Origin of the sequence: Sphingomonas sp. 3-13AW (assembly GCF_049311085.1) — a bacterium.
In the GTDB taxonomy this organism is placed as follows: Bacteria; Pseudomonadota; Alphaproteobacteria; order Sphingomonadales; family Sphingomonadaceae; genus Sphingomonas.
This window is the reverse complement of record NZ_JASNVZ010000020.1, coordinates 24,509-40,968: the sequence shown is the minus strand read 5'-3', so window position 1 is coordinate 40,968 and position 16,460 is coordinate 24,509. Positions and strand designations below refer to the sequence as shown.

Annotated in this window: 15 protein-coding genes and 1 pseudogene; 10 read left to right on the top strand and 6 right to left on the bottom strand. The window is 63.5% G+C overall.

Features of this window, described 5'->3' with window-relative positions; all coding sequences use genetic code 11:
• Positions 1 to 144: 144 nt before the first annotated feature.
• The 5 genes and pseudogenes from QP045_RS16760 to QP045_RS16740 all read left to right on the top strand — a co-directional run.
• Positions 145 to 1,350 carry an O-antigen ligase family protein gene (locus QP045_RS16760; RefSeq protein ID WP_422516143.1) on the top strand — a complete coding sequence of 402 codons (1,206 nt, stop codon included), beginning with the start codon at positions 145 to 147 and terminating at the stop codon, positions 1,348 to 1,350.
• Between the two features lie 293 nt (positions 1,351 to 1,643).
• On the top strand, positions 1,644 to 2,792 hold the full coding sequence (locus QP045_RS16755) for a DUF1972 domain-containing protein (protein WP_422516142.1): 1,149 nt from the start codon (positions 1,644 to 1,646) through the stop codon (positions 2,790 to 2,792).
• Positions 2,789 to 3,880, top strand: coding sequence for a Gfo/Idh/MocA family protein (locus QP045_RS16750; protein WP_422516141.1), 1,092 nt, complete (start codon positions 2,789 to 2,791; stop codon positions 3,878 to 3,880). Before QP045_RS16755 ends, QP045_RS16750 begins: the two co-directional genes overlap by 4 nt.
• A gap of 25 nt (positions 3,881 to 3,905) precedes the next feature.
• Positions 3,906 to 4,781, top strand: a complete 876-nt coding sequence (locus QP045_RS16745) for a hypothetical protein (RefSeq protein WP_422516140.1) — start codon at positions 3,906 to 3,908, stop codon at positions 4,779 to 4,781.
• A gap of 392 nt (positions 4,782 to 5,173) precedes the next feature.
• Positions 5,174 to 5,652 (top strand): annotated as a pseudogene (locus QP045_RS16740) (IS3 family transposase); the annotation flags it as partial.
• Positions 5,653 to 5,971: 319 nt separating this feature from the next.
• Here the strand turns inward: QP045_RS16740 and QP045_RS16735 are convergent.
• Positions 5,972 to 6,262 carry a hypothetical protein gene (locus QP045_RS16735; RefSeq protein WP_422516139.1) on the bottom strand — a complete coding sequence of 97 codons (291 nt, stop codon included), beginning with the start codon at positions 6,260 to 6,262 and terminating at the stop codon, positions 5,972 to 5,974.
• Positions 6,263 to 6,740: 478 nt separating this feature from the next.
• Here QP045_RS16735 and QP045_RS16730 point away from each other — a divergent pair, with 478 nt between their 5' ends.
• From QP045_RS16730 to QP045_RS16720, 3 genes are all read left to right on the top strand, one after another.
• Complete coding sequence (locus QP045_RS16730) at positions 6,741 to 8,189, top strand: hypothetical protein (protein WP_422516138.1); 1,449 nt, start codon at positions 6,741 to 6,743, stop codon at positions 8,187 to 8,189.
• A 406-nt stretch (positions 8,190 to 8,595) separates the two neighbouring features.
• Positions 8,596 to 9,216 (top strand): hypothetical protein, encoded by a 621-nt coding sequence (locus tag QP045_RS16725; protein WP_422516137.1) that lies wholly within the window; start codon positions 8,596 to 8,598, stop codon positions 9,214 to 9,216.
• Positions 9,217 to 9,223: 7 nt separating this feature from the next.
• On the top strand, positions 9,224 to 9,784 hold the full coding sequence (locus QP045_RS16720; protein ID WP_422516136.1) for an RES family NAD+ phosphorylase: 561 nt from the start codon (positions 9,224 to 9,226) through the stop codon (positions 9,782 to 9,784).
• Positions 9,785 to 9,938: 154 nt separating this feature from the next.
• On the opposite strand, the gene QP045_RS16715 is transcribed toward QP045_RS16720, so the two are convergent.
• From QP045_RS16715 to QP045_RS16705, 3 genes are all read right to left on the bottom strand, one after another.
• The gene (locus tag QP045_RS16715) at positions 9,939 to 10,334 is read right to left on the bottom strand and encodes a hypothetical protein (protein ID WP_422516135.1); all 396 of its coding nucleotides are present in this window, start codon (positions 10,332 to 10,334) and stop codon (positions 9,939 to 9,941) included.
• Positions 10,327 to 10,614 (bottom strand): hypothetical protein, encoded by a 288-nt coding sequence (locus tag QP045_RS16710; RefSeq protein WP_422516134.1) that lies wholly within the window; start codon positions 10,612 to 10,614, stop codon positions 10,327 to 10,329. Before QP045_RS16710 ends, QP045_RS16715 begins: the two co-directional genes overlap by 8 nt.
• A gap of 434 nt (positions 10,615 to 11,048) precedes the next feature.
• Positions 11,049 to 11,513 carry a hypothetical protein gene (locus QP045_RS16705; protein WP_422516133.1) on the bottom strand — a complete coding sequence of 155 codons (465 nt, stop codon included), beginning with the start codon at positions 11,511 to 11,513 and terminating at the stop codon, positions 11,049 to 11,051.
• Between the two features lie 144 nt (positions 11,514 to 11,657).
• Between QP045_RS16705 and QP045_RS16700 the strand changes: the two genes are divergently transcribed.
• The gene (locus QP045_RS16700; protein WP_422516132.1) at positions 11,658 to 11,966 is read left to right on the top strand and encodes a DUF1778 domain-containing protein; all 309 of its coding nucleotides are present in this window, start codon (positions 11,658 to 11,660) and stop codon (positions 11,964 to 11,966) included.
• A complete protein-coding gene (locus QP045_RS16695; RefSeq protein WP_422516131.1) occupies positions 11,963 to 12,511 on the top strand; it encodes a GNAT family N-acetyltransferase in 549 nt (182 codons plus the stop codon). Before QP045_RS16700 ends, QP045_RS16695 begins: the two co-directional genes overlap by 4 nt.
• Before the next feature lie 40 nt (positions 12,512 to 12,551).
• Here QP045_RS16695 and QP045_RS16690 read toward each other — a convergent pair whose 3' ends face one another.
• Both QP045_RS16690 and QP045_RS16685 read right to left on the bottom strand, forming a co-directional pair.
• The gene (locus tag QP045_RS16690; RefSeq protein WP_422516130.1) at positions 12,552 to 12,974 is read right to left on the bottom strand and encodes a hypothetical protein; all 423 of its coding nucleotides are present in this window, start codon (positions 12,972 to 12,974) and stop codon (positions 12,552 to 12,554) included.
• Between the two features lie 53 nt (positions 12,975 to 13,027).
• Entirely contained in the window at positions 13,028 to 16,453 is a 3,426-nt protein-coding gene (locus QP045_RS16685; RefSeq protein ID WP_422516129.1) for a S8 family serine peptidase, read from the bottom strand.
• Positions 16,454 to 16,460: the final 7 nt, after the last annotated feature.

The window sequence follows — 16,460 nt, the reverse complement described above, 5'->3', positions numbered from 1 at the left end:
CCCTACCGCTGCCATGCGAGTGGGCAGCGTATAGCCATCATTGCCGACATGCCAAGCGTAGTGCCGCGCGTGCCGGTGACTTGTTGCCCTGATTACGCTACTGGCCTGACCGCGACCCGGTGCCGCTCGCATGAGGTGAGGCTGTTGAAACTCCGTACTTTGTTCGTGCCGTTGTTCCTTACCTTCCTCCTCAGCCTCAGCAAAGTTCAGTGGAGCGAGGTGGACAGCGAGCTGGCGAACTTTACTTCCCAGCAGCAGACCTTTGGCATGCTGAACGACAAATACTCGGTGATGGTGCTATTCGCGGCATTGCTGCCATTCGTACAGTTCATCGGCAATCCCGTCATGCGCGCGGGGCTGCTGCCGTGCCTCTTAATCGGCATGGCCGCGATCTCGGTACTGTGGACATTTGATGTTGGCACCACCGTGTTCACCCTGCTCGTTCTGCTCAGCACACTGGGCTACGGACTCGTCGCCATCAAACTGCTGGGTTATGATGCGACCCTGCGCTGGTTGTGGCTATTCGGTTCCACGGTCGTACTCATATCAGCTGCGCTCGCGGCGACCGGTGATCCGCATGCGATCATGGGGGGCAACCATGAAGGCGCTTGGCGTGGGCTGTTCGGGCACAAGAACACGTTCGGGCCGTTTGTTGGCGTCCACGCACTCCTCACCCTGTACGGTCGCAAGCGACTGGGCCTGCCTTGGCTGGTCGTCGCCACATTCGTGGCGGTGGACGGCTATGTGCTGGTGAACAGCCGCTCCGGCACGGCGCTGATCGCTGCGGCCACGGCGATGCTGGCTGGTCTAATGTTTCTCCCGATCCGCAGCCGCGAACTGCGCGCGATCTGGCGTAGTGTGGGAGTAGTGGGCGTGATCGCCTCAGCCAGTATCCTAGTCATCGCACCGGAAACGGTGTTGAATACGCTCGGCCGCGACACGACCCTGTCAAACCGCACAATCATGTGGGCCGCGGTCTACGACCTTACCTTCGCGCATAAGCTCGGCACGGGATATGGAACCGGAGGGGGCAGCCAGGCATCGATCGAGGTACAAAAGGCTGTCGGCCGTCGCGACGCGCAGGGGGTGCAGAGCGGCTACCTCAACCTCGCGCTGGAGCTTGGCTGGGTTACGGTGGCCATGTTCGTCTTCTGGCTCTTTTGGGAGATCGGCTTTACGTTGGTAAACCGCTCCAGTCTAAACGACCAATCTCTATTTACCGCCTTGGCAGTGAACCACCTAGTCGAGAGCTACTCTGAGTCGTTTGGCGGCATTTATCCTAGCTGGTTACTTATGACGCTGGTTATAGCGCTTCTGATATTACGCAGTCCGCCTAAGCCACAGGCTTGATCTGCTTCCGGGCCAATGGACAAGAGGTTGAGTTACCTTCGCCTGCCGCACGAAGTCCATCGGGCAGTGACCTGCCCCTCCAAGATCATGCTCTTGATAGGCTCGCCGGCTGGAGACGAGGGATGCATGCTCACGCAGCACCGCAATAGTCTGCTCCTCACTGAACCTGGCTTCTTCGTCTATTCCTCGCGAGGGCAACGGGCGCCGATGCTGGCGCCGTGAATGTTGCTTGCCACGGCAAACGCCCCTTCATATGAGGTGCGCCGCAACAAAGCACGGCCAAGGTACCCTAATTGCAACTAACCGTCCGCATCCTGGGTACCCACGGCGTACCCGCTGCCTATGGAGGCTTCGAGACCGCGGCAGAAAATATTGGCCATTATCTTGTCCGTCGCGGCTGGCGCGTGGTCGTTTATTGCCAGCTTCCCGGCAGCGGACCGATAACCTTTGACACCTGGCGGGGCATGGAACGGGTCAACATCCCGATCGACCTGCCCGGCTGGCGCGGGACGTCCAAGTTTGATCTTCTATCGATCAAACATGCCTGCGAGTTCGACGACATCTGCCTCACCTTCGGCTACAACACCGGCATCTATAACTACCGGCAGTGGCTCAAGAAGATCCCTAATATCATCAACATGGACGGGATTGAGTGGTCGCGCAAACGCTGGGGACTGGCCAAGCAGTCGATTCTGTACGTCAACGAGCGGTTCGCCGCGAAATTTGGTGACGTGCTGATCGCCGACCATCCGGTGATCGAGACCTATCTCCGAACCCGGGCCCCCGCGCGCAAGATTACCACCATCACCTATGGCGCCGACCCGATCGAGGACGCGCCGACAGAGCCGGTCACGGCGCTCGGCCTGGAACCGGGCGGGTACTTCAACCTGATCGCGCGGCCGATCCCGGAGAACAACATCCTTGCCATCGTGCAGGGTTTCTCCACTCGCCGGCGCGGGCGCAAGCTGCTGCTGCTGGGCAAGCTGCAGGACGACGATCCCTATCACCGCGCCGTGCGCGACGCTGCGTCGGACGAAGTGATCTTTCCCGGCGCGATCTACGAGCCCGAGCGCGTGCAGGCGATCCGCTTCCACAGCTGCGGCTATCTCCACGGCCACACGGTGGGCGGCACCAACCCGTCGCTGGTGGAGGCGCTGGCGGCGGGCAATCCCGTGGTCGCCCACGACAACGAGTATAATCGCTGGGTCGCGCGCGACGCGGCCGTCTATTTCACCGACGCCGACGGCGTCGCGCGCGGGATCGACCTGATCGTCGACGACCCAGCGCGCGCGGCGGCGATGGCGGCGGCGGCCCGCGCGCGATTCTTCGAAGAGTTCACTTGGGATCATATCGCCGGCCAGTACGAGGACGTGCTGCGGCGGTTCGTGAAGAGTCCCCCCGAACCGGCCGTGGCTGGTCAAGTACCGGAGGTAACGTCGTGATAAAGGTAGCCGTCGTCGGCTTGGGCAAGATGGGCATCTCACATCTCGGCCTCGTGCGCCCAATCAAGGGCGTCGAGGTAACGGCGGTGTGCGATTCCACCGGGTACATCCTGGACGTCCTGTCCAAGTACACCGGAATTAAGACCTATACCGATTACGACAAGATGCTGGCAGAGGCCGATCTCGACGCGGTCATTATCGCCACCCCGTCGCGCTTCCACGTCCCTATGGTCACGGCCGCGATGAACAAGGGGCTGCACGTCTTCTGCGAGAAGCCGTTCACCCTATCGGGCTCGGATTCGCAAATGCTGGCGGACCTCGCGGCGGAGAAGGGCTTGGTGAACCAAGTCGGCTACCACTACCGGTTCACCGGCGCGTTCCGCGAGGTGAAGCGACTGCTCGACAGCGGCGTGATCGGCAAGGTCAGCCACGTACTCGCCGAAGCCTATGGCCCCGTGGTGCTGAAGGCCAAGGGATCGACCTGGCGCACGCGTCGGGTCGAGGGCGGGGGCTGCTTGTACGATTACGCGGCGCATCCGATCAACCTGCTCAACTGGTATTTCGGGATGCCCAGCTCCGTTGGCGGTTCGGTGCTAGGCCGCATCTTCTCGCGCGACACAGACGACGAGGTGTACAGCACGCTCTACTTCGACGACGGTAAGACCGCGCAGCTGTCGGTCAACTGGTCGGACGAGTCGTATCGTAAGATGTCGACCAAGATCTCGATCTGGGGAACGCACGGCCGCATCTATGCCGACCGGCAGGAGGTGCAGTTATTCGCGCGCGAGGGCGCCACCCTGCCGGAAGGCTATTCGCCCGGTTGGAACGCCCGCTACACGACCGAGCTAACGGACGAGGTCGAGTTCTACATCCGCGGCGAAGAATATTCGGCGCAGCTGGAGAATTTTGTTGCGGCCATCACCGCGAAGAAGCCGGATCAGGCCAACGACTTCACCTCGGCGGCGCAGACCGACCGGGTCATCAGCATGCTGATCGCGGACGCGGACGCCGGTCCTAGGGAGGACGGCGGACAACTGGCGCTCCACGCTGCGACGCAGCGCAAGCGCTTTTCCTTCTTCGGACGCTGAGCCGGACGAGCATCGGGGATCAATCATGGACAAACTGCTGTTCGGCGACAATCAGTTCTTTGGCATCAACCACATGTCGGAGGAGAAAGCGCGCGCCCAGGCGATGCGCTTTCAGGAGATCGATGCCATCATCGACGTGCTCGATGCCGCCTATGACGAGGGCATCCGCACCTTCATGTGCACCACCCACGACCGGATCGGCCTGGTCGCGGATCACATGCGCGCAAACCCGGCGCGCTATTCCGACTTCATCTTCTTCCCCGGCATGCCGTACGCGCACAAATACGCGGACGCGGTGACGGAGGAAGGCCCGCTTGGCGCGATGAAGAAGTTCATGCCCGATGAGGGCTTCCTCAACGCCGCGGTGCGCGGGGGCATGTCGCTCGCGCGCAAGGACGTGGAGGGCATGGCCACGCTGATGATCGATGCCGAGATGAAGATGTTCCAGGGGCTGAACACCCCCGTCATCTTCGTGCAAAACGTGGTCACCGACCTGCTGCTAGGCATGGGGTTCAACGAGGCGTTCCGCATCTTCGCCAACCACATCCGCACCCGCTACAACGCGGAGCCAGGCTTCATTACCATGAACACGCCGCGGTTGGTGCCGGTACTGGAGGATCTGGGGATCGAAAACCCGATCGTCTGCTCCAACATCAACAAACTCGGCTTTCGAATGTCGGGCGGGATCGCGGCGTACGAGGAGACGCTGAAGAACCACAAGTTCCGCGCCATCGCCATGTCGGTGTTCGCGTCCGGGGCGCTGGAGCCGGACGAGGCGATTCAATGGATCTGCGAACAGCCCAACATCGAGAGCATCGTGTTCGGCGCTTCCAGCCGCCGCAATATCCGTCACACGCGCGAGTTGGTCGAGCGGTACTGGAAGCAGCCGGTCATGGCCTGATCTTACACCGGTTGGCCTCTCAGATGCTTCTTAAGTCGTTGTTGCGAAGTTAGCCAACGAGCAGAGTGGTTGGACAACTCAGCTGCTGTATGACTCCGGGTCGCTCAGGCGAGCCCTGATTACACGATAGGTGATTTGCGGCGTCTCTGTCGCTGGAGCAGCCGCAAAAGTGCCTAAGGTGTGCGAGCGAGAACAGTTTCCTGACCCGGCACCGCACTAAGCGATCCTGCAGGCAGACTTCGGAACCTGCTCAGGATTTGCGCGAAGCACTAGCGCGCTCAGGCGCCGCGCCGCATCCGGCATTATTATTATCGCTACCTGCACGCGCTGCTCTCACCGGCGCATGTCGACATCTACGGCGACGTGATCTCGCAGAATGGCTGAGATGGATCAAGAACGCCAAGCTGAAGCGTCTGCTGGCCGACGCGATGCTCGACAATGTGGATCTGAAGGATCGGCTGTCAAAAATGATAGCACCCGCCGCGAAGCGGCAAGCGGTCGCGCATTTTCAGGCGACGTTGGGGATGAGCGAGCGGCGGGCGTGCATAGTCGTCGGGGCGGACCGCAAGAACATGAGGTATCGCTCGTGCTGGGCAGATGATGGCAACCTGCGGTCGCGTTTGCGCGAACTGGCGAAAGCGTCGCCGGTTCGGCTATCGGCGCCCTGCATATCCTGCTGCGCCGTGACGGGATCACGATTAACCGCAAGAAGACGCAGCAAATTCACCGCGAGGAAAGGCTGATGGTCAGGCGGAGGCGAGGACGAACGCGCGCCGACGGCACGCGGGCACCTGCGCCGGTGCTGACGCTTCCCAACCAGCGCTGGAGCCTAGACTTCGTCCACGGCCAGCTTGCCACGGGCCGCCGGTTCTGAGTGCTGAACTGATGCGGCAGCACCGGCAGGCCCTTGCCCTTAATTCGTCGGACCTCGGCAGCGGCGCTGCGCATAGCGCACGATCGCCTTGGCCTAGCCGGTGACATTTACCCCCGTCACGCTCTTCGAAGCGGTGATAATCGCCCCCTCTACCGGTGTTAATCGCACCCCCTTTGCCATCCCGATCCATCGATGGCGTGGCCGGCTTGGGCGTGACCCCGGGAGAACATGCCCCTGGCCTTGTCGCGGACCCTGGTGGCAAGCTCAGGGCTCGCTCGGGCCAGCGGCTCTCGCGCCGCTCGGCGGGGGCCTCGCGTCAGCCCTGCTTGGACGGTGCCGGATAGTCGCTAGCCATGTCCTTGGCGCGGTCGCGTGAAAGCGAGCGAGCTGGTGAGCTGCGCTGATCGACGAAGTTGTCGCGGCCATAATGGAGCGCCACCCGGCGCGGTGCCGGGACGACGCAACATACAGCCCCGTTCCGATCCATGCCCGGCGTCGCCAGCACGTGCGCCCGATCGACGGTCACGCCCTGCGATTTGTGGATGGTCTCGATCAGCCGATCCATGATCCGCGCCCGGTCCATCGCGGCGGTTTGGTCCCCCCGCATCGACCGGCCAGCCAGCATAGTTTCCGAACATCTTGCGAAGCAGGGATAGAGCCCCCGATGGGCAGCTTCGGCGCTACGACATCTTTAAAATGGCGTCATTTCCGGTGTGTTCGATGAGCAGGTAAACCGCCCCTAATCTCACTTGAGGTCGCCCTCGTCGTTTTGGCAGGCAAAAAAAGACACGCGGGTTATCCCATTGTTTTATTCACTCGTTTCTAATTGAGGAGTACAGTAAGCTAGAGCCATGTCGAACTTCATCATGGCTCGCATCCGGTCGCTTAATGGGCCCCTCCTTGTAGCCGCTGAGAGGCACGGTCGGCGCGAGGATAGAACTGCGATCCGGCGCAAGGTCCGCGATGCACCATCGCTCTCTTGGGTTCCCGAAGGGGTTCATGGAGATCCGCTAGCGTTGTCCGATCGGCTTGCCGATCATGTCGCTGGCGCGATGGTGCCAAAGGCTAGGGCTAAGGCGCTACACATGCTCGTGAAGCTGCCCGCGTCAGTCCGGGTCGAGACCAACGAGGAAGCACTCGCGGCGCTCAATCTGGTCGTTCAATTCGCTCAAGAGACTTACGGTGGGCGGGCTGTCTTCGCCGCTCGGATGGACCGGGACGAACGCTCGCTGAACTCCGTCGACCTGTTCCTCGCACCACGGTACCTCAAGGTAACAAAGCGAAATAGTAAGGAGGCCGTAAGCCTGACGCGGTTCGGTAAACTCCTGGCCGTGAAACACGGAATCAAGGACCGGAGCTACAGCGCCAGGGGATCGATGCAAGCACAGGGAACGGCCCTGCAAAACGAGCTCGCCGACTGGTTTACCGACCACGGATACGAGGCGCAGCGCGGCGTCCCCAAGAAGCAGAACGGTGATGACTGGAAGACGCCGGAGGTCATGGGCGCCCGGAAAGACCGCGAAGTGACCCAGCAATTAATCGACGAGCAAGTGCCTAGGGCGATGGAGCAGCGTCGCAAGTCCGACCAACTCCTAGCAGACGCCGAACGGGTCAGGGCCGAAGCCGAAGTCGAAGCCGATGATATCAAGCGGCGCGCCCGAGCAGATGCCAACACTCTTGCAGCGGAAATCCGGGCGCAGGCCGAAGCCGAAGCTGCGGGGATCCGTAGCAGCGCAAAAGCGGAGGCAGATCGCCTAGCAAAGGCGATCGAGGATCGGGAACAACGCTTAGCCGACGATCAGCGCGCCATCGTCCAAGATCGTCGCCAAATCGAACGAGACCGGAGCGAGGTGACGCAGCGGATGGCGGTGACACACCGCGACGAGAAGCTGCTCGCCGAACGCAAGGCACAGCTTCTGGCGGACGCCGAGCGGATCAAGGCCGAAGCCGCAGGCGCAGCCAACGAGATCCAGCGGCGTGCTCAAGCTGACGCTCACGCGCTTGCGACGGAGATCCGGGCGCAGGCCGAAGCCGAAGCTCTGGGGATCCGCGGTGGTGCCAAAGCAGAGGTAGATCGCTTGACGAAAGCGATCGAGGATCGGGAACAACGCCTGGCCGACGATCAACGCGCCGTCGCCCATGATCGACGCCAGATCGAGCGAGACCGCAACGACGTGAAGCTGCGGACGCAGCGCAGTGAGAATATCCTTGCTGAACGCAAAGCCGAACTCACCGAGTATGAAGCCAAGGTCGTTCAGAAAGCCACTTTGCTGTCCAATTTGATCGCACAGCTGGAGTCAATATTGCCGGTCGTTACCCGGGCGTACGAACGACTCCAGGGCGCACCCAAAGAGGTGCGGCTATGGCTGGAAGGCAGCGAGCAGGTTGGCGCGGTTGTTAAAGCCGCCGGCCCACATTTGGAGGAGGGTAGGAAAGCTATACGAGCACTGACTCGGGGGGGCCCGAAGCCTTCAGAGATCGACATAGCCACACAGGCGGCCTTTCTGAACGCGAAGCGCGAACGTGGTGACTAGGACTCGATCCCGGCATCTGGTGGATCGAAGCCTGTCCGCTAGCGCCTGCTTTCCGTCATTGTAAGCGGTTCCGGTTCTGGTACGCGAAACGCTGATTGCGCGGGATGGTCGGCATCGTCGAAGTCGCCGAACAACCTTGCCCAGCATTGCCAACCGGCGACCGCCTCACCGATTAGTTCGGCGGCGGTCCTGGCTGGGTACGGCAGCAGGTAAAGGGGCATGGTTGCTTCGCATGTCGTCGACGGGCGTTCGTGGCGGACTATCCCTAATCCGCCGCTCCCGCGCGCCACCGGTTCAGGAGACCGCCGGCATCGGCCACTCGTCCACGCCACTGGATCTAGCGCTGATTGCGGCACTTGTCTCGTTAGTCCGCAAGGTCTATATTGCAGACAAGAAGGACAGAGTTATGGATCCGGCCGTAGCCCCTACCCAGTATCGCCCGCAGCATGTGTCGCGGGATAACTCCTTACGTCGGAGCGCCATCGAGGTGCTCACCAAGGCGATCGCGAGCGCAGTGGAAAGCGCCAGCGATGCGACGCTTGAGGCTATAGTCGGAGCTGGCGACCCGGCCCAGGCGCTTGCCGTCGCGCCACGCGATCTAGCGCCGGCTCCGCCAGAGCGTCTCGCGGCCGAGCGCGCAGCCAAAGCGCGAACGGCGCACTTCCGAACTGAGCTCGCCGAAAAAGCTGGCGGCATGTTCACTCGGGCTGACGTCGCCGAACTGCTCAGCGTGACACCCGCAGCCGTCGACAAGCAGCGTCAGCGTGGCCAAATTCTGGGCGTCCCCTATGGCAACGAGGTCCGCTTCCCGGCGGCTCAGTTCGCAAACGGTGCTGTCGTGCCCGGGCTCAAGCCCATCCTTGCGGCCTTCGGCGATATGAACCCGTGGGGTCAACTTCAGCTGCTGGTGGCACCGCTCTCAGGTTTTGGGGAGGAGCCTGCCTCGATCCTAGACCTGCTGGCGCAGGGCGCCGGCCAAGATGTGCAGGAACAACTCATCCGGCTGATCCGTGGTTGGGCAAGGTGACGCGCCAGTGCCACCACTCCCCCTGCGCCCCCTGCCTGCCGGCACGGTATTTCACCGTATCCACCGCCTGATCCACGATCCGATCTTCTTCGGGCCTCCGGGTCCCGCTCCTGAGCTGCGCTACGACGATCCCGACGGCACCTACAAGGTGCTCTATCTCGCGCGAAAGCTCGAAACCGCCTTTGGCGAAACACTGGTACGCGTGCCCACGATTACAGACATCCTTTCGACGGAGGTGGCAGCGCGTGCACGCAGTGAGCTGAAGGCAACGCGAACGCTCCATCTCTACCCACTCGACGATGCCGGTCTATCGGCACACGGCCTGACGCTCGCAGACGTAGTTGGAGACAATTACGCCAAGACGTGGGAGCTCAGCGCCTATATCTATGCCAACACCAGTGCTGACGGGATCAGCTACACGTCCCGGTTCAATGCCGGAAAATGCGTAGCGCTATTCGACCGGGCAGCGGATACGCTCGACCGGACAGCAGTTCTTGGAGTCCAGTTAACGCCGGAGCTTGCCGCCGACATGGGGCACAGATTCGGAAAATCCTACGTCGAGCCCTGACGTCTCCGTCGTTATCTCCGTTCCTGACAGTGGTCGTCTAGGATCTTGCCGACAGGAAAGATCGAGAGGTCCGGAACGGCCGGTCGCCTAGCCATCCAAGAGCTTCCGGTTCCTGGCTAGAAATGATCAAGCGCATAGTCGGCCAACATATACGCTAGGCCCCGTCGCCCGTCTCCGGCTCCTGATCTGGCGGGGCCACCATGCGCAAATGCCGCATCGGCGACATTGCGGGCTTAAACCCTGAAGAGTGCTTGGGGCAGACCGTCGCATAGAAACCGTCGTTCGTTCTCGATAGCACGCCCGCTTCACCGCAGGTCTGACAAAGGAACCGCGACTGCCGGCTCGCTTCGTCAATGATGGTGTATACCGATTTATTGTAAGCCTCCATATAGACACGCAACTCTCCAAATTTCTCCTTGGCTTGAGTCACACGCAATTGCGCATCGATCGCATGTACATCATGGACCAAGCGCCGATAAAGATCCGCCCAGCCATCCGGCAGACCGTTCACCGAGCTAAGGTTCTCCTCTAATATCTCGGCGTCAGTCATCATGAAGCATCCCAAACATGCTGTGCTCCACGTCTTCGGTACGGTCACGAAACGACAATGTCTCAGGAAGTCTAATTTCAATATCACCCGGACGAGACAGGATTTCTTCAGCATCAAATGCCAAAGAGGTAACAAAACCCTGTTCGCCGACGATTTGACGTCGCGTGTTTTCACCCCACGCAAGGAAGCTGAAATGAATGTTGCTAATCTGCTTTACATCTTGATCAGCAAGCAAATTTAGTATCGGCGTTAGGACTCGTTTCACGTCTTGCGTGCGCACAAATCCTGGAATCTCAATAAGAATACCGGTTCTCCTCTATCATTGGGGCGAACCGGCCAAAGCCGGGTGTTGGAAACCTGATCGATAGAACAGGCGCATGCGCCTTTATCGGCTAGGCCGACTGGACATGCGCGCATGCCACCCGGCCTTCGTGAGAAGACCGAGTCTATCGAATTCGAGGTTTCCACGCCCCGTCGCCGGATTTCACGGCGACGCTGGCGTGGTCGCAGATGACGCACGAAGACGCAATGGCTTCGAAAAGATGCTCGCGACCCTCTCGATCATAGCGGCCGTCCGGATGCAGCCTCACCGGGGCTACTTTTGGGCAGCCTCCATCCTCGCGAATGGCCTAACTTGGGCGCGTAGCTCCGATTGCTACCCTGATGGGGGGACGCATGAGGATGCCCTGACCTCGGGGTAGAGGGCAGCTCGACTTAAGGCCGATACGCCCCCAAGAACAAATCCCCCGACGCTCGCCTGCGAAACAGCGTACGCCAGCGCTGGCGGCGGTGTTCGGGGCGATCGTGCGCCAGGTGGCAGCGCTGGCACAGGGCTGCCAGGTTACGCGGGCGGTTGTTGCCGGGATCATGGTCGAGGTGGGCGCTGGCGAGCACCACCCGCGTGCGCGGAAGCACGGCCTCCCCTGCAAGCTCGGTCATGCGCAGCTGCCTGGGGAGGCGCCCGGGCGCCGCGATCCCCCGCACGATCCGGCCGCGGTCGTCGCGCCAGCAGCCGCGCTCCTCGTCATACCAGCGGCCGTCGCCCAGATGCTGCACCTTTGCGCCGTGCGGTCGGCCACAACGCTCGCAGCGGCCCTTGGCACGCTTGAACCGCACGAACGCCGACAGCTCGCGCCAGTCGATCGGATAGAGCCAGCGATGTTCGGGACGGATCGGCATGTCGCTGATTCTGATTCAATCGGAATCAGAACGAAAGCGGAAAGTCGGGTTTTAATAAGGACTAGGCGCGTACCCGTCCGACAGCCTCTGGTTGAAATGTACGCCACTGACACGTACATAGATGCGATAGCGGAGGAAGCAGTCATGCTGGGTTTCGAGGATCAGGTCGGCGCGATCGACGAGCGCAGCAGCGAGCGGATGAACTTCCGTACCAAGCCGCGCATCAAGCAGGCCATCCAGCGCGCCGCCGCGCTTTCGGGCGTGGACGATTCCGTGTTCACGATGAACGCCGCCTATCGATCGGCGATGGAGACGATCGCGGCGCATGAACGCACCACCCTGCAGCCCGTCGACCATGCCCGCTTCTTTGCAGCGCTCGACACCCCGCCCGCCCCGACCGAGCGGCTGCGCGCGGCCTTTGCCCGCCATCGCGAGACGATCGTCAGCCGGTGAGCGAACCAAGGGATGCGGCGCCCGCCATCATCGAGCCGCTCGATCCCGCCCGGCATGATCGTGAAGGCTTCTCCTGCGGCGTCCCCCAGATCGACAATTTCTTCCGCCGGACCGCGAACAAGCTCACCCGGGCCGGCAATCTCCGCACGTTCGTGATGGTCGGACCGGCCGGTGAGCTGATCGGCTTCTATGCCGCCAACGCCCACGCCATCGACTATGCCGAACTGCCGGACCGGTTCGCCCGCAACCGGCCAGCCCATGGCAGCATTCCGGCGGCCTATATCTCGATGATCGGCGTCGATCGCCGGTTCCAGGGGCGCGGCTATGGCGGCGACCTGCTGGTGGATTGCCTGACCCGCCTGGCCGGGGCCGCCGATGCGCTGGGGATCGCCGTCGTGCTGCTCGACGTGTTCGACTGCGGCGATCCGGAAAAGGTGGCGAAGCGCCGGGCGCTCTACACCGGCTATGGCTTTGAACCCCTGCCCTCCAACGAACTGCGGCTCTTCCTGCCGATGGCGACGGTCCGGACGCTCACAGGAGCTTAACGACAAATCGACATGTATGCGTGTCTACATGTCGGCGCGTCTATCTTCGGTGACGCAGCCGGGCGGACGGGCTGCGGAGCAGCGTTCCCCGTTCCGGACACTTTGCCCCCGTTAAGTCCGCCAGTGCCGCGGCGCGTTTCTCGGGGCTCAGGGCTTCCAGCGCAGCGCGTGCGTCGGCGTCGAGCGCATAGAGCCGCCACCCGCGCACGATCATGCAATCCTCGATCGTGGGGGCCGGTGGGCGGGCTTCAATGGGCGCGGCGGCACCCGGCGCGGGAATGGGCGGGGTCAGCGCCCTGCCCTCCTGGACCGTGCCACCGTTGGGGCCAGTGGTGATCAGCCGGCAACGGCGCAGGTCCGCTGCCAGCAGCGCCTGCGTCGCCCCGGGCCGGTTGTAGAAGGTGACCGGCGCCGGCTCCTGGGCGGCGACAAGCAGCGGCACGGCGAGCAACAGCAACGGCACGCGGGCGCCTCCTGGCCGACACGCGGGCGGCGCCATCGCCGCCCGCCCCTTTTCTAGAACCGCATCGTCACCCCGGCGCGATACGCACGGTTGCGGACGTCCGTACGCCCGACTGTCGCATCCGCCGCCACCGAGAATTCGAACCGCTCGGTGCCATAGGCCAGGCCCGCGGACAGCTCACCCCAGTTCCGGTCCTGCCCCGCCAGAAGGAACGGCGCGCGGATGCCGGTGCCGCCGGCAAGGCCCGCGAAGAACACGCCCGGGCGATCCTCGAAATCATGGACGAAATAGGCCGAGGCCACCGGACGAAAGCCCCTCCGCTCCCCGTCCAGCTGCACGCCCGCGCGGCCCTGGATGCTGAGGAACTTGTCCTCGTCGAGCATCAGCGCGGGTCCGGTGCCCGTCTCCGCCAGCGGGGTGAAGTCGATCCGGCTCGCGCGGACCGCGACCCGCGGCGCGACCCGAAGCGCGGTGCTGCCAAAGGCATAGCTCGCCCCGACCTCACTCGAGATCGCGAGCGAATTGTCCCTCCCCCGCAGGTCATAGCCGGCGCCTGCAAACGTGCCGGTGCGGCGCGTCCGCGACTGGAACACGCCCGCGCTGAACTGCGTGTCCAGAGCCGGGCCCAGATCCTCGCCGAGGCGGCCATAGAGCGTGCCCAGGATCAGTGCGCCATCGGTCGTGCGGCCGGCACGGCGGTCGGCGTCGATGTCGGAATAGGAGAGGCCGAAGCCGATCACCCCGGCGTCGCCCACCTGCGCTTCCACGCCGCCTGCGATGTAGAAGCCGTCGAACTTGTCGCGCCTGCCGTCCAGGATCGAGGCGGGCATCGCCCTGCTCGACCCGTCGATATAGCCGCCCGCCAGATAGGCGGAGACGGTGCTGGGCAGCACGCCCTCACGAACGACGGCCGTGGGCGTGTCGCTGACGGTGTTGGCCTGGCCTGGCATCACGATCGCGTTGGCGGCGAACTCCAGCGGCTTTCCGATCATCGCGACCTGGCCGCCGGCGAAGCTCCCCGGACGCATGGCCGCCGTCCGCTCGCGATAGAAGCGGGCGATATTGTCCATCGCCACCGTCCCGATCGCGCGGCGCGTGGTCTCGGTGGTGGGCGCCAGCTCCTCCAGGGCAGTCTGGATCGCGCCGACGCTCGCGAGATCGAGCACGTCATAGGTGCCAGCGAGTGCGGCATAGGCCGGGCGGTTGCCGTCGAGCAGTCGCGCATAGGATGTCTGTACCGGCGTTCCGGCAACCACGCTGGCATAGGGACGCGCGGCGATCGTCGCCTGCACCCGATCAGCGGCGTAGCGGACCTCCGGATAGAGGATCGCGCTGAATGCGGTGGCGGCGTCGAAGGTGCCGGTGATCCCGTTCGCCGCCGTCAGCACCGTATAGCTGTTGCCATAGCGCGGCAGCTGGCCGAGCGGATTGAGCGTGAGCGTACCGCCCAGCTGCGCCTGGTCGGCGACCAGGAGGTCAGAGGTGCCGCCGGGACCGATGTCGATCAGCAGCGTGCTGCCCGGATTGAACGTCGCGCTGCCGGAAACCGTCAGCGTGCCGATCGCGCCGGCGCTCCCCGGCGCCACCGTGCCGCCTGCTTCCGCGACCAGCGACGCGAGCGTGCCATTGCCGCCGATGGTGCCGCCATTCCCCACGGTAACGGCAGAACGCGTGAGGCGGCCGTCAACGGTCAGCAGCCCCTGCTCCGCCCGGGTCGGGCCGCTGTAGCTGTTGCTGCCCGTCAGGATCAGCTCGCCCGGCCCGCGCTTGGTCAGCCCACCGATATCGCCGGAGAAGCCGGCCAGCACCGCTGCCGAATAGCGATCGCGCGCATCCGAGATGTCGTTGGACCAGACGTCCACCGTGCCGGCGGCGACCCCGACCTCACGCGTCGCACGCAGTGCGGTCGGGCCACGGAGCGCGGTGCCCATCTGGGGGGCACCCCAACCCGACCGCAGGTCGACGCCCGGCGTATCGAGGTCGCGCGAACTCGACACCAGGATGTCGGAGATCAGCGCGGTGTTATATTCCGGAAACGCCTGCATCAGCAGCGCCGCGAAGCCCGAGACGTTGGGCGCCGCCATCGACGTGCCGGTCAGCAGCTCATAGCCCGGGCCGGTATAGGTGATGAAGCGCCCGAGCTCGGCGGTAATGAGCGTGTCCGCCTGCGTCAGCACCGATGCTGCGAACTCCTGGGTGAAGAAGTCGATGTTCGAAACCAGGATGTTGGCCAGCGTCGACGTGTATCCGTTCGGGTCGCCGCCGACAAAGCGGGCACCATAAGCGAGCGAGATCCCCACCGCCTCGCGCGCGACAAAGGTCCGCTCGGCCGCTTCGTCGAACTCAACGCCCGCAGCCTGCGCGGCTTCCTGGCGCGTCAGATAGCCGTTGAGGACGTTGATCCAGGCATTGGTGGCGGCATTCTGCAGCTGTGCCACGGTCCTGGCGGCATAGATGCCGGGATAGGCGGCAGGCGTGTAGGTCGCACGGATCGCGTCCGTGTTGACCGTGTAGGTCTCCACGCTCGAGAGGATGTTGCTGCCGGGCCCGGAAACGCACCAGGTCGCGGTCTGCCCGCACAGGCTGGAACTGGCCGCCGCGGTGCCGTCCGCGAGGTAATTGGTGACCGACAGCCAGTTGCCGCGCAGCCGCGGATCGTTGAGCGGCGTCACCGCATCGATGCTGGCATGGACGCCGGAACCGTTGCCGGCGGAAAAGACGACCAGCACGTCATTGTCGAGCACCGGCTTGTAGAAGTCGCCCAGATCCTCGGCGAAGGCTGCCTTCGCCTGTGCCAGCGTGGCGGTGTAGGGCAAAGATGTGCCCGAACCCCAGCTGTTGTTGATGATCCGGACCTGCCCCGTGCTCGCCAGGTCGACGATGTTCTCCTGTGCGGTGGCGACGGTGGTGCCTTCGAGGATCTGGTCCTTCCACCACAGGAAATCGCCAGCGGCAAAGTTGGTGGTCGCTGACAGAATGTTCGCCCCATAGGCATTGCCGAAGGTCAACTCGCCCGCGATCCGCCCGCCCGCGGCCGTGCCAGCGACGTGGGTGCCGTGGATTTCCCACGGGCGCCGCGGATTGACGCGGCCATTGTTGCCATAGGCCTCGGGCACCACGGTCTTGAGGCCGCTGATCTTGCCGGCGCCCCCGAACAACGGATGCTCGAACCGGACGCCCGCGTCATTGATGCCGATCGTCTGCCCGGCGCCCGTCACCCCCAAAACATAGGCATATTCCAGCCCCAGGTTCTGCTTGCTGTAGTCGACCGCGAACTGGGCATCCTGGCGCCAGCTCTGGAGCGCCGCGTCATAGTCCGCCGTGCGCGTGCCATCGGCCATGTAATAGCCGCCCGTGGGCGGCGGCGGGGCCGGCGCACCGCTCTGGGCGGCGGCAGGCATCCCCATCAGGCAGGTGGTGCACAGGGCCAGGACGGAAAGTGCGATCCGCTGAGACGTACGACGCGAAGAAACGGCCATTCGAGTA